19 protein-coding genes are annotated in these 26657 nt (G+C 68.8%); 8 read left to right on the top strand and 11 right to left on the bottom strand.

Going from position 1 to position 26657, the window contains the following annotated elements; genetic code table 11:
- Positions 1-84: 84 nt before the first annotated feature.
- Positions 85-495 carry a hypothetical protein gene (locus tag OG300_RS00460; RefSeq protein WP_405490939.1) on the bottom strand — a complete coding sequence of 137 codons (411 nt, stop codon included), beginning with the start codon at positions 493-495 and terminating at the stop codon, positions 85-87.
- Between the two features lie 185 nt (positions 496-680).
- On the opposite strand from OG300_RS00460, the gene OG300_RS00455 reads away from it, so the two are divergent.
- Positions 681-2246, top strand: a complete 1566-nt coding sequence (locus OG300_RS00455) for an FHA domain-containing protein (protein WP_405490937.1) — start codon at positions 681-683, stop codon at positions 2244-2246.
- A gap of 8 nt (positions 2247-2254) precedes the next feature.
- On the opposite strand, the gene OG300_RS00450 is transcribed toward OG300_RS00455, so the two are convergent.
- The 4 genes from OG300_RS00450 to OG300_RS00435 form a co-directional block, all read right to left on the bottom strand.
- Positions 2255-5314, bottom strand: a complete 3060-nt coding sequence (locus OG300_RS00450; RefSeq protein WP_405490935.1) for an FAD-dependent oxidoreductase — start codon at positions 5312-5314, stop codon at positions 2255-2257.
- 127 nt (positions 5315-5441) lie between these two features.
- Positions 5442-7625 (bottom strand): protein kinase domain-containing protein, encoded by a 2184-nt coding sequence (locus OG300_RS00445; RefSeq protein WP_405490933.1) that lies wholly within the window; start codon positions 7623-7625, stop codon positions 5442-5444.
- 19 nt (positions 7626-7644) lie between these two features.
- Positions 7645-8985 (bottom strand): hypothetical protein, encoded by a 1341-nt coding sequence (locus OG300_RS00440; RefSeq protein ID WP_405490931.1) that lies wholly within the window; start codon positions 8983-8985, stop codon positions 7645-7647.
- On the bottom strand, positions 8982-9431 hold the full coding sequence (locus OG300_RS00435; protein WP_405490929.1) for a hypothetical protein: 450 nt from the start codon (positions 9429-9431) through the stop codon (positions 8982-8984). The genes OG300_RS00440 and OG300_RS00435 overlap by 4 nt, the downstream gene beginning before the upstream one ends.
- A 130-nt stretch (positions 9432-9561) precedes the next feature.
- Between OG300_RS00435 and OG300_RS00430 the strand changes: the two genes are divergently transcribed.
- The 5 genes from OG300_RS00430 (at position 9562) to OG300_RS00410 (ending at position 14961) form a co-directional block, all read left to right on the top strand.
- Positions 9562-9957 (top strand): hypothetical protein, encoded by a 396-nt coding sequence (locus tag OG300_RS00430; RefSeq protein WP_405490927.1) that lies wholly within the window; start codon positions 9562-9564, stop codon positions 9955-9957.
- Positions 9958-10713: 756 nt separating this feature from the next.
- Complete coding sequence (locus tag OG300_RS00425; RefSeq protein ID WP_405490925.1) at positions 10714-13032, top strand: FdhF/YdeP family oxidoreductase; 2319 nt, start codon at positions 10714-10716, stop codon at positions 13030-13032.
- Positions 13029-13838 (top strand): formate dehydrogenase accessory sulfurtransferase FdhD, encoded by an 810-nt coding sequence (gene fdhD / locus OG300_RS00420; RefSeq protein ID WP_405490923.1) that lies wholly within the window; start codon positions 13029-13031, stop codon positions 13836-13838. Before OG300_RS00425 ends, fdhD begins: the two co-directional genes overlap by 4 nt.
- A gap of 115 nt (positions 13839-13953) precedes the next feature.
- On the top strand, positions 13954-14325 hold the full coding sequence (locus OG300_RS00415; protein WP_405490921.1) for a nuclear transport factor 2 family protein: 372 nt from the start codon (positions 13954-13956) through the stop codon (positions 14323-14325).
- Positions 14326-14421: 96 nt separating this feature from the next.
- Complete coding sequence (locus OG300_RS00410; protein WP_405490919.1) at positions 14422-14961, top strand: hypothetical protein; 540 nt, start codon at positions 14422-14424, stop codon at positions 14959-14961.
- A 357-nt stretch (positions 14962-15318) separates the two neighbouring features.
- On the opposite strand, the gene clpX is transcribed toward OG300_RS00410, so the two are convergent.
- The 6 genes from clpX to OG300_RS00380 form a co-directional block, all read right to left on the bottom strand.
- A complete protein-coding gene (gene clpX / locus OG300_RS00405; protein WP_405490917.1) occupies positions 15319-16602 on the bottom strand; it encodes an ATP-dependent Clp protease ATP-binding subunit ClpX in 1284 nt (427 codons plus the stop codon).
- Between the two features lie 332 nt (positions 16603-16934).
- Positions 16935-17609 (bottom strand): ATP-dependent Clp protease proteolytic subunit, encoded by a 675-nt coding sequence (locus OG300_RS00400; protein WP_405490915.1) that lies wholly within the window; start codon positions 17607-17609, stop codon positions 16935-16937.
- Between the two features lie 32 nt (positions 17610-17641).
- Positions 17642-18223 (bottom strand): ATP-dependent Clp protease proteolytic subunit, encoded by a 582-nt coding sequence (locus OG300_RS00395; protein ID WP_405490913.1) that lies wholly within the window; start codon positions 18221-18223, stop codon positions 17642-17644.
- Between the two features lie 226 nt (positions 18224-18449).
- Complete coding sequence (gene tig, locus OG300_RS00390) at positions 18450-19856, bottom strand: trigger factor (protein WP_405490911.1); 1407 nt, start codon at positions 19854-19856, stop codon at positions 18450-18452.
- A gap of 98 nt (positions 19857-19954) precedes the next feature.
- The gene (locus tag OG300_RS00385) at positions 19955-20509 is read right to left on the bottom strand and encodes an FKBP-type peptidyl-prolyl cis-trans isomerase (RefSeq protein WP_405490909.1); all 555 of its coding nucleotides are present in this window, start codon (positions 20507-20509) and stop codon (positions 19955-19957) included.
- A gap of 183 nt (positions 20510-20692) precedes the next feature.
- Entirely contained in the window at positions 20693-21934 is a 1242-nt protein-coding gene (locus tag OG300_RS00380) for a hypothetical protein (RefSeq protein ID WP_405490908.1), read from the bottom strand.
- 250 nt (positions 21935-22184) lie between these two features.
- On the opposite strand from OG300_RS00380, the gene OG300_RS00375 reads away from it, so the two are divergent.
- Positions 22185-23960, top strand: coding sequence for a 3' terminal RNA ribose 2'-O-methyltransferase Hen1 (locus tag OG300_RS00375; RefSeq protein WP_405490907.1), 1776 nt, complete (start codon positions 22185-22187; stop codon positions 23958-23960).
- Positions 23960-26536: a polynucleotide kinase-phosphatase gene (locus OG300_RS00370; RefSeq protein WP_405490905.1), complete on the top strand. Its 2577-nt coding sequence runs from the start codon at positions 23960-23962 to the stop codon at positions 26534-26536. Before OG300_RS00375 ends, OG300_RS00370 begins: the two co-directional genes overlap by 1 nt.
- The last annotated feature ends 121 nt before the right edge of the window (positions 26537-26657 follow it).

Here is a 26657-nt window from a genome sequence, read left to right as displayed (position 1 = left end):
CCGAACCCGTGGCGGGCACGATCAGGTCACGGTCTTCTGCGAGGTGAGACCGTCCGTGACGGTGTGGCCCGGGACGATCTGCGGCTAATTGGTTACGGCGCAACCGGATCCGGTGAGCAGTCCGACCCCTACGGTGACGTCCACGTAGGGGAAGACATCGTCGCCGGGCCGGGAGTGCTGGACGATCTGCAACCGGTGCGGGCCCGGGGTCGCCGGAATCCAGTGGGCCTGAGCCAGACCGCCGGAGGGGTAGGCGAAGGCGAAGGGGACCGTGTTGTCGTAGAAGACGACCGGGGCGCTGGGGTCATCGACGTAGCCGTCGATGTCGTAGCCGCAGCCGGTGCCGTAGTTGGTGGCCGAGCCGAAGCTGATGCCGGGGTCGACGCCGACGCGGGTGCCGGTGGCGCCCGCGGGGGCGGCCAGTGCGGTGGCGGCGGCGAGGGCGGCCAGGCCCGCGGCGACGGTGGTTCCGGTCCTGAAGCTGGTGCCCGTCATGATTCGGTCCTCATCGGTGCTGCCGGAGCCCGGGTGCGTCCGGCACAGTGTCTCGATCCTCGCGCCCGCGGGGCCGGTTCGGGGCGCATTACGGCAATCCGTCCGGTTCCGTGTCGCTGCGGGCGGGTGGGAAACGGCCCTATGCTTGGCTGCGTTGCTGTCAGCGCCAGGCGAGGGAGGCGCGCATGGGCCGGATGCCGACGACGGTCGGATTGGTGGCCGGATCGGGTCTGATCGCGCGCTTCGGCGCGGTGATCCTGTTTCTGAGCGGGGAGAGCACCTCCACCGAACGCATGCTGGGCGCTGCCGAGACCGCGGCGGACGCACCGGATCCGGGAGTCGCGATCGCGCAGCGACTGCTGGCCACCGTGTTCACCGGCGGGTCGGCGCAACCACCCGCGTTCGGAGTGGTCGCGCCGACCGACGGCGGCATCCTGCTGCTGCTGCGGGGTTCCGTACGCGCCACCGTGGACGGCCCGGAGGGTCCCCGACTGCTCTCCGGTGAGCGCGCCATGACCTGGGCCGACGAGATCATCCGCGACCCGGTCCGCCGAATCTCGATACTGTCCGACGGCGCCGCGCCCACCCCGATCCCGCGCACCGACCTGCGTGCGGGCGTGGTCGCGGGCGGCGGCTTCATCGTGCAGGCCCCCGTATTCGGACTCGCCGCCCGCGAAAACAGTGGTTCGCTGCCGAAAGTCGCCGCGCCCGAACCGCTCCCGGACGTCACCCGCCGCTCCCCCACCCCGACCACGTCACACACCCGCATATCGGCCCCCATCCCCTCCTCGGATTCCGGCCGCCGCCAGCAGGTTTCACCGGATCCGGACCGTCAGCAGCCTTCCCCCGAGCACGGCGTCGACCGCGAGCAAGGTCCAGCCGAGCAGGGCGGGGACCGTCGCCAGGGTGCATCCGAACAGCCCGGGAGCCGCCCAGGCGATCGCCGAACTGCCGCAACCACACCCGCTTCCGCGCCGCCGTCGGTCTCCGATCGCCCGGTGCGCATGGACGCCCAGCCCGCACCACCCGTACCGAACCCGGCGGGTGGCCGTGAGCCCGCGAGTAGTCCACGGCTGCCGAAGGATCCGATCAGTGCCCCACGGCTACCGAAGGATCCGGCGAGCAGTCCTCGGCTGTCGCGGGACCCGGCCAGCAGCCCACGGTTACCCCGGGACCCCGCCAGCAGCCCCCGATTCCCGCAAGACCCCGCCAGCAGCCCACGCTTGCCGCAGGGCCCAGCCAGCAGTCCGCGGTTGGCGAAGCAGCCGGTGCGGGAACCGAATTCGGGGGCGGTGGCGAGGCCGGGTGAGCGGCCGGATCCGGACGATCAACCACCGACCGCCGCCTATAACCCGGAGGCCGAGAGTTTCGGCGAGGCTCCGCCGCCCACCTCCGATATGGCGGCGGTAGGCGGCGCGCTCACCGGTGCGGACGGTGCCGTGTATCCCCTGGATCGCCAGTATGTGATCGGCCGTGATCCGATGATCGACGAGGCGGTGCGGCGCGCGGCGGCGTCACCGATCGTGATTCCCCGCGATCGGCACGTGTCGCGGGTGCACGCGCGCCTGAATATCGAGCAGGGCAAGGTGTTCGTGCGGGATGCGGGCACGCCGGGTGGGACGTTCATGGCGGCTCCGGGCGCACCGGATTGGGTGCGGGTGGGGCAGCGGCCGACGGAGTTGCGTCCGGGCTGGAGTCTGCGGATCGGCGAGCGGGTGCTGACCTTCCGGACCGCGCAGGAGTCGCACTGAACCCGGTCTCATTGCAGAACCGACCAGTCGCCGTGCTGTAGTGCGGTGCGCACGCCTGCAGGCACCGGCAGCCGACCCTTCACAGCCTGTTGTGCCGCAGCCACATCGGCGGGGTGATGACCGATGACGATTGCTCCGGCTGCCCGCCCCTCCGACAGCACCAGCCGCCGATAGGACCCGTTCGCGGATCGATCCACGACGATCACCTCGTCGCGCGCTTCGGGTTCGACGCGGCCGACGCTGAACAGTTCCAGGCCGACACCCTTCAGAATCGTCGCTGGAGTTTCCGCGGTCAGCACCTGATCACCGCCGAGCGCATTGACTGCCGCCGCCTGTGCCTGTTCCGCGGCGATCGGCCACAGTCCGAGCACCCGGTCGCGATGCTCGGCGACGTCTCCCGCCGCGTACACGTGTGGCACACCGGTCCGCATCCGGTCGTCGACGAGAATGCCTCGGCGAACCGGGATTCCGGCCCGCCGCGCCAGATCGATGTTCGGGCGGATGCCGATGGCGGTGAGGAACACCTCGCACGGAATCCGGCTGCCGTCGTTCAGGATCACTCCGGACACCGTCGAATCGCCTGCCACCCGGGCGGTTTCGGCGCGGTACCGCACCTCGATGCCGAATCGGCTGAAATGGCTGTGCACCAGCGCCGAGGCTCGCGGGTCGAGTTGCTTGCCCAGCAGCCGCTCTCCGCGTTCGAGCACCGTCACCCGCAAACCGAGCTGATACAGCGCGTAAGCGGCTTCCAATCCGAGCAGCCCGCCGCCCGCGACCACCGCGAGTCCGCAGGAGCGCTGCTGGGCGTAGGCGCGCATGTGCAGGGCGTCCCCGGCTTCGCGTAGTACGAAGCTGCCGGGCAGGCCGAGCCCCGGGATGTCGGGCTGGGCGGCGGCCGCGCCGGTGGCGAGCACCAGCCGGTCGTAGGGCAGCACGTCCCCGGTGCCGAGCCGGATCCGTTGTGCGCGTGTATCCAGCTGGGTGGCAAGGGTATTGAGCCACGGCGTGACCCGATGCTCCTCGTACCACTGTGGGGGCTGCAGGTACAGGCCCTGCATGGCGGAGCGCCCGTGGATGAGCCGGGAGATGCCCATGCGGTTGTAGAAGTCGTGGGATTCGCGTCCGACGAGGTGAATTTCGCAGTCGGGGTGGCCGCGGCGCAGGAAGTCGGCGGCGGTGACCCCGGCGATCCCGGTGCCGATCACCACGACGCTCATGATGGAGCGGTCGAAATGCGCTGGCGTGCTGCCGTTTCCGTGCCCAGGTTCGGGTGTGAGCGAGACCCGGACCGCGCCGGTCGCGCCGTCGGTGATGCGGGCACAGCACGCCATCCGGGTGTTGTCTGCGAATCCGAGGCGGCGCAGCGTATTCCGTTCCTCCGGGGTGGGTTCGCAGAGTCGGTCGCCGCCCGCGAGCACGGCGACGGGATCGGCTCCGCAGACGCCCATGCGGCAGCCGGATTCGATGGTCAGCTTGGCCTGCTCGGCCAGATCGAGCAGGCTCGCACCGGTTTCGGCGGGCACGCTGACTCCGGCGGGCTCGAAGCTGACGGGTGCGGCCTGGGCCACCGGTTCCGCCACGGCCGCACGGGATTTGGGGAACGGCAGCAGTACCGGCGCACTGCGGGCACCGGTCGTGACCGCGTACTGGAGTTCACGCACCCGCGTGCGCGCCAGGAACAGTACGGTCGCCACCAGCACCACCAGGCTGATCGGCCAGCGCAGCCAGTCCACCCCGACACCGGTGACGGTGTGGATCGACGCGGCCAGCACGGGTCCCGCGTACCAGTAGAAGATGTTGAGGGCCAGCGCCGCGTACCCAGCGGTCAGTACGGCCGCACTCACCGAGGTGACCGCCTCCACCGCGAAGAACACCCCGACCGCGACCAGCACGAACAGCCCGAGCGCCAGATACCGTTGCGCCAGTGGCAGATTCCCGTACCCCGTGAGCACCATGAATCCGAGCACGAACCCGGGCAGGGCGGCCGCGAACAGCTTGCGCGGTGCGCTCCAGCCGCTCTCGCTGTCGTCCATGTCGGCCTGGTAGGCGGCGCGCGGCTGGAAGTCGAAGCAGTTCTTGGCACAGCCCACGCAGGGCTGGCAGTGATTGTTGGCGACCGTCACGAACGGTGTCTGCCCGTACACGCGCTGCACCGGGAACAGCGGGCAGATGCTGCTGCACCACCCGCTCTTGCCCTTGAACACGACGCCGCCCGCGAACGCGGCGGCCAGCACCGCCGACAGCACCGCACCGCTGGCGACGCCGCTGCGATCCAGGCCAGCCACCCGGGATCCGGCGATGCCGAAGAACAGCGCGACCGCGATCAGATATCCGCGCCGCTGCAACCAGGCGGGCGGGGTCAGCGCCCGGGTGAAGCCGAACAGTCGCGGCAGCTGATTGGTGGCGGCGAGCGGACAGGTGTTGCGCCACAGGCCCGGCGCGATCAGGAACAGTCCGGGCAGCAGCGGCACGATCACCTTGAAGAACCAGAACAGTCCGGCCGTGGGCCGCACGAACATGGTGACGATCAGGACCAGGTAGACGGCGATGCTCACGAATCGCAGTGCCTGCCAGGCGCGCAGCGGCACCCGCTGCGGCAGTTCGGTGAAGGCGGGGAACAGGTTCCGGGTCCCGGTGGCATCGATGTCGAGGATCCGGTTGGCCAGTGCCACCGCGCGGCCGGGCGTCGGTTCCGGTCCGGGCGGCCGGGGTGCGGGTCCGGGGGCGGTCCCGAGTTCGGTTACGGATCCGTCGTATTCGGGGGTCTCACCGGTCGGGCTGTGCAAGACGAGGATTTCGGCGCGCCCCAGCCGCACCACGTCCCCGGTGACGAGTTCTCGCCGTCCGGTGATCGCCAGCCCGTTGACGGTGGTGCCGTTGCGGCTGCCCAGATCGGCGACCGACAGCGAGGTGGGTGTCGGCACCAGCCGCAGATGCTGCCGGGACACACCGTGGTCGGCCAGCACCTCCCCGTCGCCGCCGCGCCCGAAGACGATGGGCCCGTCCAGTTGCCGCCGCCGCGGTGGCCGCCCCCATTCCCGGATCTCGATTACCGGCCGTCCCGCCATGTGCTGTACCTCCCCGCCCCGTGCGCGCCGATCATGATGCGCTCGTGGAACTATCGACGGTGACCGGCCTGTTGGTTACCGCTGTCCGGGTATTTTTCCGTGAAATCGGGCGCTCCCGCGCAGCGAATCAGGCGCGCTCCCGCAGCAACTGCACCCGCAGGTACCGGAAGCGTTTGCCGACCCGGCGGCAACCGGTGGCGAGCGCCAGACCCGTGACGGCACCCACGGCCGCACACGCGATGACGGACAGCAACGTCGGCTCACGCCCCAGCAGTACCCAGGCCACTGCCACCGCCGCGACACCGAGCAGTCCCGTGCTGATCGCGAGTCCGACGGTGGCGGAGAATCGGGCGCTGCCGTGACGCAGTGTGCGCGCGTTGGATTCGGCGTAGGCGGCCGCGAACAACACCAGCAGCAGGGTGGCGACGGCGGTCGCCGTGGTGGTGGAACGCTGCGTGGTGCGCACCCCGAACCGATAGGTGGCGGTGTCGGAACCATTGTGGGACAAGGTGACCGCACCGGTGAGATGCCCGGCCAGCACATACTGGTTCACCGGTGCCGCCAACTCCGCCGTACCGCCGCTCAACGGGGTACTCGTGCCGCCGGCCTGGATACCGAGCAGGTTCACCGAGAGCTTCGCGGCGTCGGCGTCACCGCCCGAAACCGTGACAGGGATCGGCTTGGACAGATCAAGGCCCACGGTTCCCACCGCCGGATCGACCCCGCCGATCTGAATCATCCCGGCAGGCGGCATATCCCGGCTCGGTGACCCGACTCCGAGCACCGCCAGCGCCCCGAGGAGCACGATCAGCACCGCCGCCGCCAGGAACGGCACCCGCGGCGACGGCAGGGTGATTACCCGCTGCACCGGCAGCAGCTCCGACCGATCGACATCGGCGAGTCGAATACCGCTGTGCCGCACCGGCTCTTGTGGACGCATGCGTGCCTGCGGCCCGGGCCTCGGCATCTGCGGATACATGGCCCGGCCAGCACCCGAGCCGACCTGTGGTGCAGCGGGATCTCCGCGCCGTGGCATGGCCGACGGCGCGTGACCTGCACGCTGCCCGGCCTCGGTGCCGCGCTCCGTTTCCTCGCCACGATTCGGAAGCTGCTTTGGCTCAGCGGTATTCGGAATCTGACGAGAGCCGAACGGCTGACCCATGGATGTCCGAGTGGGCGCACCGGGGGGCGGTGTCCGCGGGCCTCTGCCGTCCTCGGTTCGGGCATACGGCGCGGGTCGCGGGCGACTCGGTGACGAGTCCGTGCCGGTCCAGCGCGGGCCGGGTGTCATCGGGCCCGCGACGGGGTTGCCTGGTGGCGGGGTGTACGGCGCTGGCGACGGACCGTACGGTGCGGGAGTTCTCGGGCCGCGAGCGCTGCCTGTAGCTGCCGCGACGATGGTGTCCGCACCGATCACCGGAATGCCCACCGGGGTAAGCCAATTCACGCCCCAGCAGTGGGCGGCGGGCTCGGCGAGGGCGACGCCGAACGTCTCTGCGGTGTCGAAGCGTTCGGCCGGGTCCGGGGCCAGGCCGCGCATGACGGCCTCGGCGATCGGCTGCGGGATGAACGGAGCGACCTTACCCAGCGGAACGGGGTCCCCGTAGGCATGGGCGAACAACAGCGACAGCGCGTCGGAGCCGGGCGGGAAGGGCAGCACCCCCGAAAGCAGCTGATAGAGCATGGTGGCCAGCGCGTACACGTCGGTGGCGGGTGAAAGCTGGTGTCCTCGCACCTGTTCCGGCGCGATGTAGGACGGGGTGCCGATGATCTCCCCGGCGCGCGTCACCAGTGTCTCGTCGCCGCCGACGATCTTGGCGATCCCGAAATCGGCGAGTTTCAGCGTCCCGTTCGCGGCGAACAGCAGGTTGGACGGCTTCACATCCCGGTGCAGGATGCCACCGCGATGCGCAGCCTCCAGTCCGGCCGCGCACGACAGCGCCACCGCGACCGCCGCGGTAGCCTCGAAACCCGCTGTGACGAAACGATTCTCGACAGTGCCGCCGGGCAGATACTCCAGGACCAGCAGACACAGGTCCTCGTGCTCGACAAAGTCGTAGACCGGTACCACGTGCGGGTGATCCAGACCCGCCATCACCCGCGCCTCGTCGACGAAGCGCCGCCGCACCTGGGCATCGTGGGCGAACTGCGGCGGAATCTGTTTGATGGCGACCCGGCGGCGCAGTCCGCGATGCACCCCGGCCAGCACCACACCGCAACCGCCGCGGCCGATCTGGCCGCCCACCTCGTATCCGGGCAGGGCCGCCCGCACCCGGGCGATGTCCGCACCGGTCAAGTCGGCCACGCTCATGGTTTCGCTCCCCGCGGTCTCATGGCTTCGCTCCCCCGGACCCGGAATCGCGCGGGACACTGCGGATCGTCGGCTCGTCGTCACCGGATTCGGCGGACCGGCCGATCGTGGTCTCGCCGGTGCGGGGGCCGGGTGGCGCGATCGGACCCGCGACGGTCGAATCGTTCATGCCCGCACCGGAATACCGGACCCGACGGCCCGGGACCGGGGCTCCAGGCGCGACGACGGTGGGTCCCTCGCCGGGCCCGCTCGGCCCGATCACGGTCGGCAATCCACGCGGTGCGCTGCCGGGTGCGATGCGCCGGGTCTCGGTCTCCGGGCGGATGCCACCGCGATTGCCCTGGTCCGGGAAGGCGACACCCCGACGCCCCGGCTCCGGCGCGGTCTCCCACTGCGCCGCGAATCTCGGATCCGAGAACCCACCGCCCCCTGGGGTTTCCGGCACCAGGTCGGGGAATGTCCCGCCGTGCGGCGGAGATCCGCCCGTCGGCCCGCCGGGGGCATTCGGTCCGGCAGGGTAGCCGTGGGCGTCGAGTTCCTTTGCCGCAGCGAGGTCTTCGGCGTCCAATCCCAGATCGTCGGCCTGACGCGGTGTGGGCGAGAGATATCCGACCAGGAAGAACACGGCGGCCACCACACCGGCCAGCGACAGCCACAGCGCGGTCCCCGGCACCCACCAGCGCGCCACCGACGCGGTGAAGCCGATCATCAGCCCGATTCCGAGGCCGGGCGCGAGCAGCCGCAGGCCGCGCTGCCAGCGGTTGGCCGAAAGCCGTTGGCGGGCAACGGTGAGGACGGCGTCGGCGATGGCGAGCGCGGTCAGCACCGCGATGATCACCCCGAACAGGCCGTACACCGACACGATCGACCCGCGCACATCCACAACCGTGTGCTCGGCGGTCAGCGGCTTCCCGTCGGAGCCGATGAGCGTGAAGTCGGAGCCGATCAGCCCGGTCGCCTGACCGTCCAGACCCGCCGGATCCAGGCGGTAGGTGAGCTTGCCGGTCTTACCCGCCGCCACCGTCAATTCGACTGTCGTGGAATAGGAGAAGAAGTTCAGACCGAGCACGTGACCGGTGACGTCGACGCGGCGGATGGAGATCGGCTTGTCGGTGCCGTTGGCGACGTCCACCACCACCTGCGAGACGCGGCTCGGATCCAATCGCACCGGGTTTCGCGCGCCCGCACCCGCGATGGCCCGGCCGTCCAGCGTCGCCACGGCGGTCACCGTACCGGCGGCGGATGCCGGTGCGGCCGCCAAAATTGTTGCGGTACAGAAGAATATGATGAGCAGCAACCCCGAGATCAGTCCGGGTGCGCGGGCCGATGCCGCCATGGATCCACGTGCACTGCCGGTCATCTTGGCCTCCGAGCCGGGAGATGGGACACCAGGCGGTGGCCGTAGAACCACCCGCCGATCAGCAGGAAGAACAGCAGCACCGTCATGGTGCCCGCATCGCCGCCGACCTGACTGACCAGCACGATGTCCAAGGGGGCGGCCAGCTTCCGGCCACACTCGGCGGTCACCTCGTGCTGGCCGATCCCGGTATCGCCGGTGGCGAGCGTCGCCTGGAAACCGCCGTCGGCACGCGCCGTGGTGTCGGCCCCGTTCGCACCCCCGATCGCCAGATGAACGGACGCGCCCGGATCACAGCCGGTTCCGCTGGCCACCACCTGCGCACCCGGCGGCACCGCGACCGGATTCAATGACAGCCCGGTTGTCTGGGCGGGAGCGGGAGTCGGGGTGGTCGATGGTGGCGGCTGCGCGTCCGATGTGGTCGGAGGCGCGACAGGCACGGTGGTCACGACCGGCGTGGTCGGCGGAATCACCTGCGGCGGAGGCTGATTCCCACCACCCGGCGGCGACGTCACCCCCGCGGTCACGCACACCCCGCTCGCCGGTTTCACCGAACCGTCGGGACAGGTCTGCGGCTGCGTGGTGGGACAGTTCCCGCTCGCGGGCTTCGTGGAACCGTCAGGGCAGGTCTGCGGATGTGTGGTCGGGCAATTCCCGCTCGAAGGCTTCACCGAACCATCCGGGCAATACTGCGTCGCCGGGCACGACCCGCTCGAAGGCTTCACCGAACCATCCGGGCAATACTGCGTCGCCGGACATGAACCGCTCGAGGGTTTCACCGAACCATCCGGGCAGTACTGCGTCACGGGACACGAACCACTCGACGGCTTCACCGACCCGTCTGGGCAGTACTCCGGCTGTGTCGCTGGGCAACTGCCGCTCGAAGGCTTCACCGAACCATCCGGGCAATACTGCGTCACCGGGCACGATCCACTCGCGGGCTTCTCCGAACCGTCCGGGCAGTACTCCTGCTGAGTCGGGCAGTGCTGGCCCTTCTGCTGCACTGAGCCATCCGGGCAGTAGGTCGTCGCCGGGCAGGACCCGCCGGATGGTTTCAGTGAGCCGTCCGGGCAATATTCCTGCTGCACCGGGCATTTGCCGCTGGCGGGCTTGACCGAACCGTCGGGGCAGTACTCGGTGGGTTTGCTCCCGCAACCGGTGCTGGCGTAGCAGGGGTCGGACTGCCCGCCGCTGTTGTAGCCCGGATTCGGTGTGGTGGTGGGAACTTTCGCGGGTGCGCGATCCTGGTGAATCCCGATCGGCGCGACCGCGGGTGCGGTATCGTTCGGGGCCGCCCAACCGATCACCGCCGGAATCGCCAGCGCGAGGGCGGACACCAGCAATAGCAGCAGCCGCGAGGTTCGCTGTGAAAGCCGCACCGCGCGTGTCAATTTCGCGCGCCGGCGTTCCCCTCCGGCACGCCGACCAGAATGTACGCATGTATTCATTCGGCGTGACCTCGCTCGTTCGATGGTAAGTCCGTCGAGCCCGGGAGCGGAGCCGTCTCGCCGAGGCGTTACCTGTCGGACGCATCGACGACAACCCCTGGACGGCGTGTGCACGCCGGTATGAACCCCTCGATCCGGTTATCGCGGCCCACCGCGTCCGCGTTCACACGACGCCCGCATCGAACCCCGGACACTCCCACCGCGCCCGGGTCCCCCGCGATTCGGACATACGATGCGGATACCGACTGGGACAGCCCCCGCGCCGGAGAGGACAATCGAGGCCATGCATCGTTCCGCGCCGAAGAGTGATATCGACGAGTCCGCGCTGACGGTCACCGCGCCGAAGACGGCGGCGGCGGGGGTCAAGGCGGTCACGGTCGCGTTGGAGCGCGCGGTCGAGGAGATGGGCGTGACCCGGACCGCCCGCACGCTGACCCGGGTGAATCAGCGCCACGGGTTCGACTGCCCGGGCTGCGCCTGGCCGGAACCGAGCGGTCGGCGGCGTCCGGCCGAGTTCTGTGAGAACGGCGCGAAGGCGGTCGCCGAGGAGGCGACCCTGCGCACCGTCACCCCCGAATTCTTCGCCGAGCACTCCCTCGCGGATCTGGAGGGCAAGTCCGGCTACTGGCTCGGGCAGCAGGGCCGCCTCACCCATCCGATGGTGTTGCGCGAGGGCGACACCCACTACTCCCCCATCCCGTGGGACGACGCCTACCGGCTGATCGCCGAACAGCTCAACGGCCTGGACTCACCCGACGAGGCCGTCTTCTACACCTCCGGCCGCACCGCCAACGAGACCGCGTTCCTCTACCAGCTGCTGGTCCGCAGTTTCGGCACCAACAACCTGCCGGACTGCTCCAACATGTGCCACGAGTCCTCCGGCACCGCGCTGGTGAGTTCGATCGGCATCGGCAAGGGCTCGGTGACCATCGACGACTTCTCGGCCGCCGACGTGATCATCGTGGCCGGGCAGAATCCGGGCACCAATCATCCGCGCATGCTCTCGGCGCTCGGCGAGGCGAAAACGCACGGCGCGAAGGTGATCGCGGTCAACCCGCTGCCCGAGACCGGGCTCATCGGGTTCAAGGATCCGCAGACCGTGAAGGGTTTCACCGGCGGCATCACCATCGCCGACGACTTCCTGCAGATCCGGCTCGGCGGCGACATGGCGCTGTTCCAGGGCCTGGGCAAGCTGCTGTTCGAAGCCGAGGACCGGGCACCCGGGACCGTGGTGGATCGCACGTTCGTGGACGCGCACACCGCGAGCTTCGCCGAGTACGAGAAGCAGATGCGGGCCGTCGACCTCGCGGTGGTCGAGCAGGCCACCGGGCTCTCGCGCGCGGACCTGGACCGCACGGCGGCGCTGCTGGCCGAATCGAAGGCCACCATCATCTGCTGGGCCATGGGTTTGACCCAGCAGGTGCACGGGGTCGCCACCATCGAGGAGGCCACCAACCTGCTGCTGATGCGCGGCATGATCGGCAAGCCCGGCGCGGGCGTGTGCCCGGTGCGCGGGCACTCCAACGTGCAGGGCGACCGCACCATGGGCATCTGGGAGAAGATGCCCGAGGCGTTCCTGTCCGCGCTGGATCACGAATTCGGGATCACCAGTCCGCGTGAACACGGCTGGGACACCGTCAATGCCATTCGCGCCATGCGGGACGGGCGCGGCAAGGTGTTCTTCGGTATGGGCGGCAACTTCGTCTCCGCGACCCCCGACACCGAGGTGACAGAGACGGCGCTGCGCAATTGCGCTCTCACCGTGCAGGTTTCGACCAAGTTGAACCGCAGTCACGTGGTGCACGGGCGGACGGCGCTCATCCTGCCGACGCTGGGCCGCACCGACGAGGACGTGCAAAACGGTGCGCGGCAACAGGTTTCGGTCGAGGATTCGATGTCGATGGTGCACCTGTCCACCGGGCGGCTGAAGCCCGTCAGCGGCGAACTGCGCAGTGAGGTCGCCATCGTGTGCGAACTCGCCCAGCAGGTGTTCGGTCCCGAGCACTCGGTGCCGTGGGCGGAGCTGCAACGCGATTACGACCGGATCCGCGACGCCATCGCGAATGTCGTCCCCGGCTGCACCGACTACAACGCGAAGGTGCGCGGCCGCAACGGTTTCCAGCTTCCGCACCCGCCGCGGGACGCCCGCGAGTTCCGGACCAGCACCGGCAAGGCCAATTTCGCGGTCAACGACCTGCACTGGCTGCCCGTCCCCGAGGGCCGGTTGATCCTGCAGACCCTGCGCAGCCACGACCAGTACAACACCACCATCTACGGCCTCGACGACCGCTACCGCGGCATCCACAACGGCCGCCGGGTGGTGCTGGTCAATCCAGCAGACATCACCGAATTCGGTTTGGCCGAGGACGATCTGGTGGATCTGGTCTCCGAGTGGACCGACGGCAGTGAACGCCGCGTCACCGGCTTCCGCGTGGTCGGCTACGCCACCCCGCGCGGCAACGCGGCCGCCTACTACCCCGAGACCAACCCGCTGATCCCCCTCGACCATGTGGCGCAGCGTTCCAACACCCCCGTCTCCAAGGCGGTCACCATCCGCCTCGAACCCCACGTCCACACCGTCGCGGACGTCCCCACCGCATGAGCAGAGTCACCGCCCGCCGCCCCACCCTGCGCATCTCCCCCACCGGCACGGTCACCCGCCCCGACACCCTCGCGGTGGAGGAGCCACTCGAAATCCGCACCGGCGGAGAGTCTCTGACGGTCACCATGCGCACCCCCGGCGCCGATATCGACCTCATCCACGGCTTCCTCTACACCGAGGGCATCATCACCGCCGCCGAGGACATCCGGACGGCCCGCTACTGCGCCGGCACCGACGAGAACGGCCAGAACACCTACAACCTCCTCGACATCCAATTCCGCACCCCGATAACGGTGCGCCCCCGCAACTTCCTCACCAACAGCGCCTGCGGCCTCTGCGGCAAAACCGCCCTCGACGAAGTCCGCACCCGCCTCCCCAACCCCATCCCCGCCCCCACCCCGCTGGTCGACGTCCCCACCCTCGCGAAGCTCCCCGACCAACTCCGTTCCCTCCAACAGGTTTTCGCCGCCACCGGCGGCCTGCACGCCGCGGGCCTCTTCACCCCCGACGGCACCCCCCTCGTGGTCCGCGAGGACGTAGGCCGGCACAACGCCGTCGACAAGGTAATCGGCTGGGCCCTCCGAGAATCCCGCCTCACCCCCGACCTCCTCCTCATGGTCTCCAGCCGAGCCTCCTTCGAACTGGTCCAAAAAGCCGCCATGGCCGGCCTCCCCTTCCTCGGCGCCGTCTCCGCCCCCAGCTCCCTGGCCGTAGACCTGGCCACCGAAACCGGCATCACCCTCGTAGGCTTCCTCCGCGGCGACTCCATGAACGTCTATTCCGCCCCCGAACGGGTGATCCTCTGAACACCCCGGAGCGGGCCGAAAACCGGTTCCGCACAGTGAGGCGCAGGGGTTCGCGGCGGGTCGGTGGCTGCTACGCTGCGCGGTAGAACACGTTTCAATTCGAACGGGAGTTTCCATGGCAGCGCAGCCTCGTGATGTGGTCGAACAGTATGTGAAGTTGGTGGCCAGCGGGCCTACCTCGGCGATCGTGGATCTGTATGCCGAGGATGCTGTCGTGGAGGATCCGATCGGGACTCCGCAGCGGCGGGGGCATGCGGCCATCGGGGAGCTCTACACGGCGCTCGAGAGCTTGGAGCGGGAGACCGAGTTGCACACCGTGAAGGTGGTGGGCAATCAGGTGGCTGCTTCGTTCACATTGGTGACGGTGTCCAATGGGCATCGGATGACGTTGTCGCCCATCGACGTGATGGAGTTGAACGACGAGGGCAAGATCATCAGCATGCGGGCCTACTGGGGGCCCGAGGATCTGAAGATGGAGCAGATCTAGCTCGAGGGTTGTTCCCTCCCGCCCTCGGAATTACGGTGGCAGCACAGTGATTCGGCGCGTGCCGCCCCGAATCGGGCCCGAGGGTGGGAGGGACCTGTGCGGATCTCTTTGCACGGCACCGGAAACGGTGTGCGCGTCAGCATGAAGCTGGAAGTGAACCGGCGGCGGTGGATCGCCCTGTTCAGCCTGCTGGGGGTACTGACCGCGATCGGAATCATCACCGGGCTGTGGGCGGTGTGCGCGCCGGAATCGTTCTACGACAGCTTCCCCGGATTCGGGCTGCACTGGGTGCGCGCCGACGGGCCGTACAACCATCACCTGGTCGCCGACGTGGGGGCGTTCTTCCTCGCACTGGGCGCCATCTCCGGCGCGGCGCTCTGGTATCGCGACAGCGTCATCGCCCGGGTCGCGGGCTTCGGCTGGATCGTCTTCGGCGTCCCGCACCTCATCTACCACGCCTTCCACCACCCGGAAGAGCTCAGCACCGTCAGCTACACGCTGTCGCTGCTATCGGTGCTCGCGCTGCCCGCCTTGGGTCTGGCCGCACTGCTGGTCGCCCCGCGCGAACGCTTCCCGGTCCCGGAACCGACACCCTTCACCGTCCGGTTTCCCCGCCGCGGCAACACGGGCCGATGATTTCGCGGGCATCGCGCCGTCGTAACAGGTGAGGAACACACACCGATTTCCGGAGTAGCGGAGTAAAGGTTCAACGGCGAACCACGGAAGATCAACGGCGATCTTCACAACCGGCCGCGATCGAGCAATCGACCGTCACCGACTCCGTGACCGACCGACAACGGGCGGTCGATATCGAAGAAGATATGCAGCGGTACCGGAAACTCCCCGGGCACGGGAGGATCCGCATGGGGGAATCCCAGATCCAACGGCTGTGCGGCGCTGCGACGCGACGAAGCCCGCCGACAACAACAACGAGAGCGGCTCCGCGATTTACTCGCGGAGCCGCTCTCTGGGTATTTCGAACCGGTCGGCCGGTTACGCCGACTTCTCGCGGCGCTCCGGACCCGACTGACGCTTGCGCGGCACGATGGTCGGCAGCACATTGTCGTTGACGGTGTCGGCGTTCACGACCACCTTGGCCACATCGTCGCGGCTGGGGATGTCGTACATCACCGGGAGGAGCACCTCCTCCATGATGGCGCGCAGGCCACGAGCACCGGTGCCACGCAGAATCGCCTGGTCCGCAATGGCTTCCAGCGCGTCCTGGGTGAATTCCAGGTCCACGCCGTCCATCTCGAAGAGCCGGACGTACTGCTTGACCAGCGCGTTCTTCGGCTCGGCGAGAATGCGGACGAGGGATTCCTTGTCCAGGTTGGTCACCGAGGCCACGATCGGCAGACGACCGATGAACTCGGGGATCAGACCGAACTTGATCAGGTCCTCGGGCATCACGTCGACGAAGTGGTCGGCGGTGTCGATCTCGGCCTTGGAACGCACCTCGGCACCGAAACCGATGCCGCGCTTGCCGACTCGATCCTGCACGATCCGCTCCAGACCCGCGAACGCACCGGCAACGATGAACAGCACGTTGGTGGTGTCGATCTGGATGAACTCCTGGTGCGGGTGCTTGCGACCGCCCTGCGGCGGCACCGACGCCTGCGTGCCCTCGAGGATCTTCAGCAGCGCCTGCTGCACACCCTCACCGGAGACGTCGCGGGTGATCGACGGGTTCTCCGACTTGCGGGCGATCTTGTCGACCTCGTCGATGTAGATGATGCCGGTCTCGGCGCGCTTGACGTCGTAGTCGGCGGCCTGGATCAGCTTCAGCAGGATGTTCTCGACATCCTCACCGACATAACCGGCCTCGGTCAGCGCGGTGGCGTCGGCGATGGCGAACGGGACGTTCAACATCTTGGCCAGGGTCTGCGCCAGGTAGGTCTTACCGCAACCCGTCGGACCGAGCATCAGGATGTTGGACTTCATCAACTCGACCGGTTCACCCCGGGAGTCGCGGCCCTTGTCGCCGGCCTGAATTCGCTTGTAGTGGTTGTAGACCGCGACCGCGAGGGTCCGCTTGGCGGAGTCCTGCCCGATCACGTACTGCTCGAGAAAATCACGGATTTCCGCGGGCTTGGGCAACTCGTCGAGCTTGACCTCGCTGGATTCGGCGAGCTCTTCCTCGATGATCTCGTTGCACAGGTCGATGCACTCGTCGCAGATGTACACCCCCGGTCCCGCAATGAGTTTCTTGACCTGCTTCTGGCTCTTTCCGCAGAACGAGCACTTCAACAGATCGCCGCCATCACCGATGCGCGCCATCTCCTGGGTCCCTACTTCCTTGTCCGCGTGCAACCGTCTGTCCCCGGCTGCCGGCGAGCTGCCTTCTTCGAGCGTAAGCCGCGACCCCTGAGTTTGCGGATCCGGCGATTCGGCTGGTTCACAAAATCGCGTTCGTTACGAGCTGCGTTCGTGAAGAGCAGAGCCGACAACCACGAGCAAAGGTCCCTAGAGTGACCGTACCCGTTCCAGCCGACCGAGGTCGACAACTTGGGCACGTTTCTCGACGGACATGTGCGTGGCCTCACCCTGCCCGGGTGGCGAGCGTGATCTCACCCGCCACCCGGCCGCGGTGCAGCGGCGCGGTTTCCCGCTTACTTCTGGGCGCTGAGCTTCCGGTACTCGAAGACCGTGTCGACGATGCCGTAATCCTTGGCATCGGCCGCGGTGAGGATCTTGTCGCGGTCGGTGTCCTTGCGGATGGTGTCCGCGTCCTTGCCGGTGTGCCGGGCGAGGGTGATCTCCATCAGGCGACGCATCCGCTCGATCTCGGCGGCCTGGATCTCGAGGTCGGAGACCTGACCCTGGATGCCACCCGAGGTGGACGGCTGGTGGATCAGCACGCGGGCGTTCGGCAGCGCGGCGCGCTTGCCGGGGGCGCCGGCCGCGAGGATGACCGCGGCGGCCGAGGCGGCCTGGCCCAGGCACACGGTCGCGACGTCGGCGCGCACGTACTGCATGGTGTCGTAGATGGCCATCAGCGCGGTGAACGAGCCACCGGGCGAGTTGATGTACATGGTGATGTCGCGGTCCGGATCCTGCGACTCCAGCACCAGCAGCTGCGCCATGATGTCGTTGGCGGAGACATCGTCGACCTGGTTGCCCAGGAAGATGATTCGCTCTTCGAACAGCTTGTTGTACGGGTCGGAGGTCTTGACGCCGAAGCTGGTCTGCTCGGTGAACTGCGGCAGGATGTAGCGCGACTGCGGCAGGTTACCGGCGGCGGCGAAGGTGACGCCCGCGGCCCGCGGATCGATCATGTTGGACATAAACGTCTCCAGAAGTCTGTAGGGGTGCGGACCTAGTTGCCGTTCGCCTGGCTGGCGTGGGTGACCACGTGGTCGATGAACCCGTAGTCCTTGGCGTCGGCGGCGGTGAACCAGCGGTCGCGATCGGCGTCGGCGGTGACCTGCTCGATGGACTTACCGGTGTGCAGCGCCTGCAGCTCGTTGAGTTCGCGCTTGGTGTAGGCGAACTGCTCGGCCTGGATGGCGATGTCGGCGGCCGAACCACCGAGACCGGCCGACGGCTGGTGCATCATGATCCGCGCGTGCGGCAGCGCGTAGCGCTTGCCCTTCGCGCCCGCGGCGAGCAGGAACTGACCCATGGAGGCGGCCAGGCCCATGCCGACCGTCTTGATGTCGCACTCGGCGAACTGCATGGTGTCGTAGATGGCCATACCCGCGGTGACCGAACCACCCGGCGAGTTGATGTAGAGCGCGATGTCCTTGGTCGGGTCTTCAGCCGACAACAGGAGGATCTGCGCGCACAGCTTGTTGGCGATGTCGTCGTCGACCTGAGTCCCCAGGAAGATGATTCGTTCGCGCAGCAGGCGCTCGTACACCGAATCACTGAGGTTCAGACCAGCAGTCGCGGATGTCATGCGCACCCCTGCCTGATGAATTGTCACGGATACCTGCCCTCTCTCAACGGCTCGGTTACAAGCCCCTACTGATCACTTGAATAACCCAGCACCTGAAATTCCAGCGCTGTCACAGACCCTAACGAAGCAGGGCGGCACCGAACTCCCGGTACCGCCCTGCTTCGCTCACAGCGCAAAACTACAAGGTCGCTGCGCGGCCCGGCGCGCCGGGCCGAATATGGAGTTCTTACTTGGCTTCGACTTCGGCTTCCGCCTCGGCCGCGTCGGCGACGGTCGCGAGCTCCTCAGCGGAAACCTCTTCGGCTTCTTCGGCCGGGTTGCCGAACATCTCGGCGGTGTCCACGGTGTTGCCCGCGGTGTCGGTGACGACCACGCTGGAGACCACACCGGCGAGAGCCTTGCCGCGACGCACGTCGGCGAAGACGGCGGGCAGCTGACCGGCCTGCTGGATCTGCTGGATGAACTGATCGGGCGACATGCCGTAGCGCTGCGCCTGGAAGATGATCCGCTCGTAGAGCTCGTCCTGGCCGACCTGGGTGTTCTCCTGCTCGGCGACGGCGTCGAGCAGCAGCTGGGTCTTGACCGACTTCTCGGCCGACTCCTTGGTGTCCTTCTCGAACTCCTCGAGCGAGGAGCCCTGCGCCTCGAGCGCCTCGGCCAGCTTGGCCTCGTCGTGGTCGAAGCCGTGGACGGCGTCGTGCTTGACGGCGTCGATCTCGGCCTGCACGACCTTCTCCGGCAGCGGCACCTCGACCTGCTCCAGCAGCGCCTCGAGCACCTTGTCGCGGATCTCGCCGGCCTGCTGCACCTTCTTGACGCGCTCGACGCGGGTCTTGAGGTCCTCGTTCAGCTCGGCGATGGTGTCGAATTCGCTTGCCAGCTGGGCGAAGTCGTCATCGGCCTCGGGCAGCTCGCGCTCCTTCACCGACTGCACGGTGACGGTGATGATCGCTTCCTTCTCGGCGTGCTCGCCGGCGACCAGCTTGGAGGTGAAGTCCTTGGACTCGCCCTCCTTGAGGCCGATCAGGGTCTCGTCGAGGCCCTCGATGAGCTGGCCGGAACCGACCTCGTGCGACAGGCCGCTGGTGGAGGCCTCCTCGACGGGCTCGCCGTCGACGGTCGCGGACAGGTCGATGGAGACGAAGTCACCGGATTCGATGGCCCGCTCGACGGCCTTGAGGGTGCCGAAGCGCTGACGCAGCGACTGCAGCTGCTCGTCGATGTCCTCGTCGCTGATCTCGATCGGGTCGACGGTGACCGCGAGGGTCGAGAAGTCGGGCAGCGCGATCTCGGGGCGGACGTCGACCTCGGCGGTGAACGCCAGCTCTTCGCCGTCTTCGATCTTGGTGATCTCGATCTCCGGCTGGCCGATGACCTTGGCCTTGGTCTCGATCACGGCTTCGCTGTAGCGCTTGGGCAGCACATCGTTGACGACCTGCTCCAGCACGGCGCCACGGCCGACACGGGCCTCGAGGAGCTTGGCCGGAGCCTTGCCCGGACGGAAGCCGGGGATCTTGATCTGCTGCGCGAGAGCCTTGTAGGCGCGGTCGAAGTCGGGCTTGAGCTCCTCGAAGGGCACCTCGACATTGATGCGGACCCGAGTCGGGCTCAGCTGCTCGACGGTGCTCTTCACGGACATGCTCCTTGTTCGTTGTTCATTCATGGTTGACGTCTAGGTTCCCCCCGAACGCATCCCGACCAGGTTAGTCGACGGTGCGAGCGGGGTCGCAATCAGCTCCCGACCTGGACGGCGTCGGTGACGAAGACCAGCGTCTCGTTGGGCTTGATGCCGTTGCCGCCCTGGCCGTAACCGAGGTTGGACGGGACGATGAGCACGCGGCGGGCGCCCTTCTGGACACCGACCAGGCCCTGGTCCCAGCCCTTGATGACCTGGCCCGCGCCGAGGGTGAGGGTGAACGGCTTGCCGCGGTCGAAGGAGCTGTCCAGCTTCTTCTTGTCCGACCAGGTGACCAGCGAGTAGTTCATGGTCAACGGCTGTCCGGCCGCCGCGCCCGGGCCGCTGCCGGGGACGATGTCCTTGACGATGAGGTCGGTGGGCGGCGTGCAGCCGTCCGGAATGGTGATCTTGGGGGCGGTGCCGAAGCCGCCGTCGATGGTGACCGCGCAGTCGTGGCCGTCGGCCTGCGGGACTGCGACGGTGGCGGTGAACGGGGCCGCCGTCGAGGACGTCGAGTCGGACTTGCTGTCGCTGCTACCGCAGCCGGCCACCAGTACCACCGCGGCCGCGGCCGCACCGATCGCACCGATCTTGCCCATCAAGCGCATCGCCGCTCCTGTTCCACCGTGTCCGAGTCCGGCCGCGGGGTTGCGGCGCGCCGCGCCGAACCTACACGCCGGGGGCGATGTGGGCGGGGTGGGGCGACGCGGAACGCCTTGCCCCGATGCGAGAACCGCTACATCGGCGGCCGATGGGGAGTGCCGCACCACTGGCCGATGGGGAGTGCCGCGCTACTGGTCGGTGGCGAGTACCTCGTACTGCGCCGCGGCCTTGCGCCGCACATCCGGTGCGGTCGCGGCGGGCACCAGCGCCAGGTAGCGGCCCTCCAGTACCAGGCAGCGGTATCCGTCCTCGCCCGCCTGCGGATCCGTCTCGGATTCGTGCCGGCAGACGGTGTCGGGGACGCCCGCCGGGGATTCCACGGCGGACCCGTCGGCGTCGCGTTCGGTCAGGCGCCGCAGGGCTTTTCGCGCCGCGACCGGATCGGCGAAACGGAGCAGTCGCGCGGATCCCGAGACGGCCATGGCCTCGACCGGGATCAGGTCTTGTTCGGGCCGGTCGAGCCAGACCTGCGCGAGCAGCGGTCCGTAGACGATCCCGTCCGCGCCGCGCTGCCCGCCCCAGCCTGCGATGTGCGCGTCGTCGTCGCGAAACACCCTGGGGTACGGCCATTTTCCGGCTTCGGCGGGCACGAGTCGGCTCAGCAGTCCGTCCGGGTCGAGCGGGAGGGCGGGCAACCCCTCGGCGGGAGTGGGCGCGAAGGCGTCGAGGCGCGGTAGTTCCGCGTCGAAGGCGGTGGTGGCCAGGTCGCGCAGGGTGGCGCGGTCGGTGGTCGGGTCGGTGATGAACAGGGTCACCACGTAGGGTCCGTGCGCCAGCGTGGCGGCGAACGTGGGCACGAGGGGCCGCCAATGCCCGTGTGTCGCAAAGTATTCGGAGAATCGCACGGCGACGTTGTCCCGGTTGTAGTCGTAGTCGACCGAGTCGATGTCGTGGGCGGCGTCGATGGCCGCCGTATTGTCGCGCACGCGCAGCACCGTGATCCGCACCGAGCGCGCGGTGCCGATGTGCGGGGTGCCGGTGGGGTCGTCGGTGCCGCCGATGCTGAAGCCCGCCAGCATGCCGTGCGCGGTGAGCGTCGGGACGGTGACGTCGGCGAGGATGCCGACCGCGTCGGCCGGGGTCGGCACGGGGACCGCCGCGATGTGCGTCAGTCCCGGGTCGATCGCGAGCGGTGAGACGAGTGCGTCGGCCATCCGCACCGATTCCATCAGCGCCCCATAGGTTTCCCCGGCCGCCGCGGGCTCGGCCAGCGCTCGACCGCTGTATCCGTCGAGGTCGAGGCGTCCCAACCGTGGCGGGGCAGCCTGTGGGCTGCCCGCGACGGTGCAGGCGGTCAGCAGCGTGGCGACCGAGAGCACGGGTAGCAGTCCGGCGCGGTCGTATCGATTGGTCGGGTCGGATCGGCGCATGTCGCCACCACCTGTCGCGCAGACCCCGCCCCGGCCGATCCGTCCCCCGGAGCCGGGCCCGCCGGTAGTGCGCTGACCGGCGAGAACGTCCACTGGACGCTTGTTCGAGTGTGATCGCCACCGTGCTGTGCGACAACGGTTTTCGGCGAGAGCGACGCCAGGTTGTGACCATCCGCACCGTCCCGGACAGCGAGCCTTTCGAGACGGAAATATGTTTGCGACCCGCCTTGACGTAAGAGAGCATCTCAGCATGCTGCTGACGATTTCTTGTACGCGACCCGAGGGCGCCGCCTGGCCGGCCACCGATCTCGGTTTTCTGCTGCACAAGAACCCTTCGCGCATCCAGACTTTCGAGCAGTCCTACGGTGTCGCGCAGGTGTTCTATCCGGAGGCGACAGAGCAGCGCTGCACGGCGGCGCTGCTGCTGGAGATCGACCCGGTCCGTCAAGCGCGGGGAGGCGGAGCGGTGCGCGGAAAGTCCAAGGGCACACCCGAATTCAGCCTGGCACAGTACGTGAACGACCGGCCGTACGCCGCGTCGTCGCTGCTGGCGGTGGCCATCTCCACGGTCTTCGGCAGCGCCCTGCACGGCCGCTGCACCCAGCGCCCTGAGCTGCCGGACACTCCGCTGGCGCTGCGCATCGAACTCCCGGCCGTACCGTGCAAGGGCGGCCCGGAGTACGCCGAACGCGTCTTCGCACCCCTGGGCTGGACGGTCACGGCCACTCCCCTGCCCCTGGACCCGGCCTTCCCGGACTGGGGCGACTCGCATTACGTGCGCCTCGAACTCACCGGCACCCTGCGCCTGGCCGACGCCCTGTCGCACCTCTACGTCCTGCTGCCCGTCCTCGACGGCAGCAAGCACTACTTCCTCGACACCACGGAGATCGACAAACTGCTGCGCGCCGGTGAAACCTGGCTCGCCGACCACCCGGAACGCGAGTGGATCACCCGCCGCTACCTGTCCCGCCGCTACGCCCTGGTCCGCACCGCCCTGGCTCGCCTCGCCGAACTCGACGACCGCGAACCCGATGACCTGGATGTGCTGGACGACGCCTGCGACGAGGAGCAGCCGGATTCCGCTCCCGACGTGGTCGGAACTCATTCCGGGACAGCAGGACCCGATGTCGCGAGCGGTCCGGCGACGAGTCCGGTACGCGCTGGCCGGGCAGCACCGTCACACGGCGAAGCCACCTCGAAGCCGGACGGCGTAGCGGTGTCGGACCCGGACGGTGTGCTCGAAGGACGCGCGGATGTGCCGGAGGTCGATCCGGCCCGTCCCGCGCAGACGGCCCACACCGGCAGTGTTGCCGATTCGGCCCCGGCGACTGCGGACGATGCCGGCGGCTCGGCGAGCGGCGATCCGGCCGACGGCGCGGTGGTGTCGGACGCCGAGCGTGGGCCTGCGCTGGCCGTGCTGCGGCGGGCGGCGGTGCGCCGGGCGCTGCTCGGGGTCGGGGCGAGCCGGGTGCTCGATCTCGGGTGCGGGCAGGGTGCGCTGCTGCGAGAACTGGTGGCGGACCGGGCTTTCAGCGAGATCGTCGGGATCGACGTGTCGATGCGCGAGCTGCATATCACGGCGCGGCGGCTGCGGCGGTTGCCGGAGTGGCAGGCGCGGCGGGTCAGTGTGCGGCAAGGGGCGCTGACCTACAGCGACGCCTCGCTGCGCGGGTACGACGCGGCGGTGCTGATGGAGGTGATCGAGCATGTGGACGCCACCCGGCTCGGCGCGCTCGAGCAGGCGGTGTTCGGGTCGGCGCGGCCGGGTGCGGTCATCGTGACCACGCCCAACGGTGAGTACAACGTGCTCTACGAGGGCCTGGACGCGGGCGCGTTCCGGCATCACGATCACCGATTCGAGTGGAGCCGGGCGGAATTCGCCGCCTGGGCGCACCGGGTCGGCGAAAGTTACGGCTACACGGTGGGATTCGAGCCGGTGGGGCCGGTCGACGAGCAGGTGGGGGCTTCGACGCAGATGGCAGTGTTCACGCGCACGGCGCACGACGACGAGCAGGGAGCGGCGTGATGACGGAACTGTCGGTACCGGCGCTGTCGCTGGTCGTGTTGATCGGCAGCAGCGGCTCGGGGAAAACCACGTTCGCGCACAAGCATTTCCGCTCGACGGCGGTGCTGTCCTCGGACGCCTACCGCGGTCTGGTCAGCGATGACGAGGCCGATCAGTCGGCCACCGACGAGGCGTTCGCGCTGCTGCACCATGTGGCGGGCGTGCGGTTGCGGCTGGGCCTGCGCACCGTCATCGATGCCACCAATGTGCAGCCGAAGGCCCGGCAGTCGCTGGTGGAGCTGGCGCGCGCCCACGATGTGCTGCCGGTGGCGATCGTCCTGGACGTGCCGGAGGCGGAGTGTGTGCGGCGCAACGCGTTGCGGCTGGATCGCACAGATCTGGGCCCGCACGTGGTGTCGCGGCAGCAGCGGGAGCTGCGGCGTTCGCTGCGGTTCCTGGAGCGTGAGGGCTTCCGCAAGGTGCACGTGCTCGCCGGTGTCGAGGAGATCGAGGCCGCCACCGTTGTCGACGAGCGGCTGTGGAACGACCTCACCCACCTGACCGGCCCGTTCGACGTGATCGGCGACATCCACGGCTGCCGTGCGGAATTGGAGGAGCTGCTGGGCGAACTCGGCTACCCGATCACCCGCGACGAGGCGGGCCGGGCGGTGGATGCTCGCCACCCCGAGGGTCGCACCGCGGTGTTCGTCGGCGATCTGGTCGATCGCGGCCCGGACACCCCGGGCGTGCTGCGTCTGGTGATGGGCATGGTGGCGGCCGGAAACGCCCTGTGCGTCACCGGAAACCACGAGTTCAAGCTGGTGCGCGCACTGGACGGCCGCCGCGTCAAGGTGGCGCACGGCCTGGCCGAGTCGCTCGAGCAGCTCGCCGCCGAGGACGCCGACTTCCGCAAGGCCGCACAGGAGTTCATGCGGTCGCTGGTCAGTCACTACGTGCTGGACGGCGGCAAGCTGGTGGTGGCGCACGCCGGTCTCAAGGAGGCCTACCAGGGCCGCACCTCGGGCCGGGTGCGCGAGTTCGCCATGTACGGCGAATCCACCGGGGAGACCGACGAATACGGGCTGCCGGTGCGCTACCCGTGGGCCAGCGACTACCGCGGCAAGGCACTGGTGCTCTACGGCCACACGCCGATGACCGAGCTGGTGTGGGTGAACAACACCCTGTGCCTGGACACCGGCGTGGTGTTCGGCGGCCGTCTGACCGCGCTGCGCTACCCCGAGCGAGAGCCGGTTTCGGTTGCGGCGCACGAGGTCTGGTTCGAGCCGGTGCGCCCACTGGAGGCCGCCACCTTCGCCACCGGCACGGCCGTGGTGCAGCGGGATCCGGGCGTCCTCGACCTGGACGACGTGCTGGGTCGCCGTGTGGTGGAGACGCGGCACCTGGGCCGGGTGAACGTGCGAGAGGACGCCGCGAGTGCCGCACTCGAGGTGATGAGCCGTTTCGCCGTGGATCCGCGCTGGCTGGTGTACCTGCCGCCGACCATGTCGCCGTGCGCGACCTCCACGCTGGAGGGTCTGCTGGAGCATCCCGCGCAGGCCTTCGAGTACTACCGCGCCGAGGGTGTGAACACGGTGGTGTGCGAGGAGAAGCACATGGGTTCGCGTGCGGTGCTGGTGGTTTCACGATCGGCGCAGGCCGCGCGGGACCGCTTCGGTGTCGAGGACGGCAGCACGGGCGCGATCTACACCCGTACCGGCCGCCCGTTCTTCGACGATTCGGCGCAGACCGAGGCGCTGCTGGCGCGGGTGCGGGCGGCGGCCGAAACCGCCGGGCTGTTCGAGGAATTGGAGTCGGACTGGCTGCTGCTGGACGCCGAGCTGATGCCGTGGTCGGCCAAGGCGCTCGGCCTGCTGCGCCACCAGTACGCGGCGGTCGGCGCGGCGGCCAGGGCCTCGCTCTCGGAGGCCTCCCGCCTGCTGGCGACCGCGGCCGAACGCGGTCTTGACGTAGCCGAGCTGGCCGAGCGCACCACCGCGCGCGGCCACGACGCGGACGCCTTCACCGCCGCCTACGGCCGCTACTGCTGGCCGGTGGACGGTCTAGCGGGCGTGCGTCTGGCTCCCTTCCAGCTGCTGGCGGCCGCGGGCGCGAATTACGCCGTCCGCGAGCACAGTTGGCATCTGGAGCGCATCGACCGTCTGGTCGCCGCCGACCCGGAGCTGTTCACGCCGACCGCCCGCGTCACCGTCGACCTCGCCGATCCGGAGTCGGAGGCCGCCGCCACCGCCTGGTGGACGCAGCTCACCGCAGCGGGCGGCGAGGGCATGGTGGTCAAACCCGCGGATTCCTTCGTCGCGGGCAGCGGACGCAGTGGCCGCCCGGTGCAGCCGGGCGTGAAATGCCGTGGCCCGGAATACCTCCGGATCATCTACGGCCCGGAGTACCTGCGCCCCGACCAGCTGGCTCGACTGCGCTCGCGGGGGCTGGGCGGCAAGCGCTCGATGGCACTGCGCGAATACGCCCTGGGCCTGGAAGCCTTGGAGCGCTTGGTGTCCCGCGAACCGCTGTGGCGGGTGCACGAGGCGGTTTTCGCGGTGCTGGCGCTGGAGACCGAACCGGTCGATCCGCGACTGTGAACCCGGACCGGGCCGATGCGATCACACATCGGCCCGGTCCCACACTCCCGCGCCAGTCCGAACTCGTTGCGCTAGTGCATCTTCCGCACCGCAGACCCAGCCTGCGAGCCGACATCGTCAC

Source organism: Nocardia sp. NBC_00511, from assembly GCF_045161165.1.
Classification (GTDB): domain Bacteria; phylum Actinomycetota; class Actinomycetes; order Mycobacteriales; family Mycobacteriaceae; genus Nocardia.
This window is presented reverse-complemented; position numbering and strand designations above follow the sequence as displayed.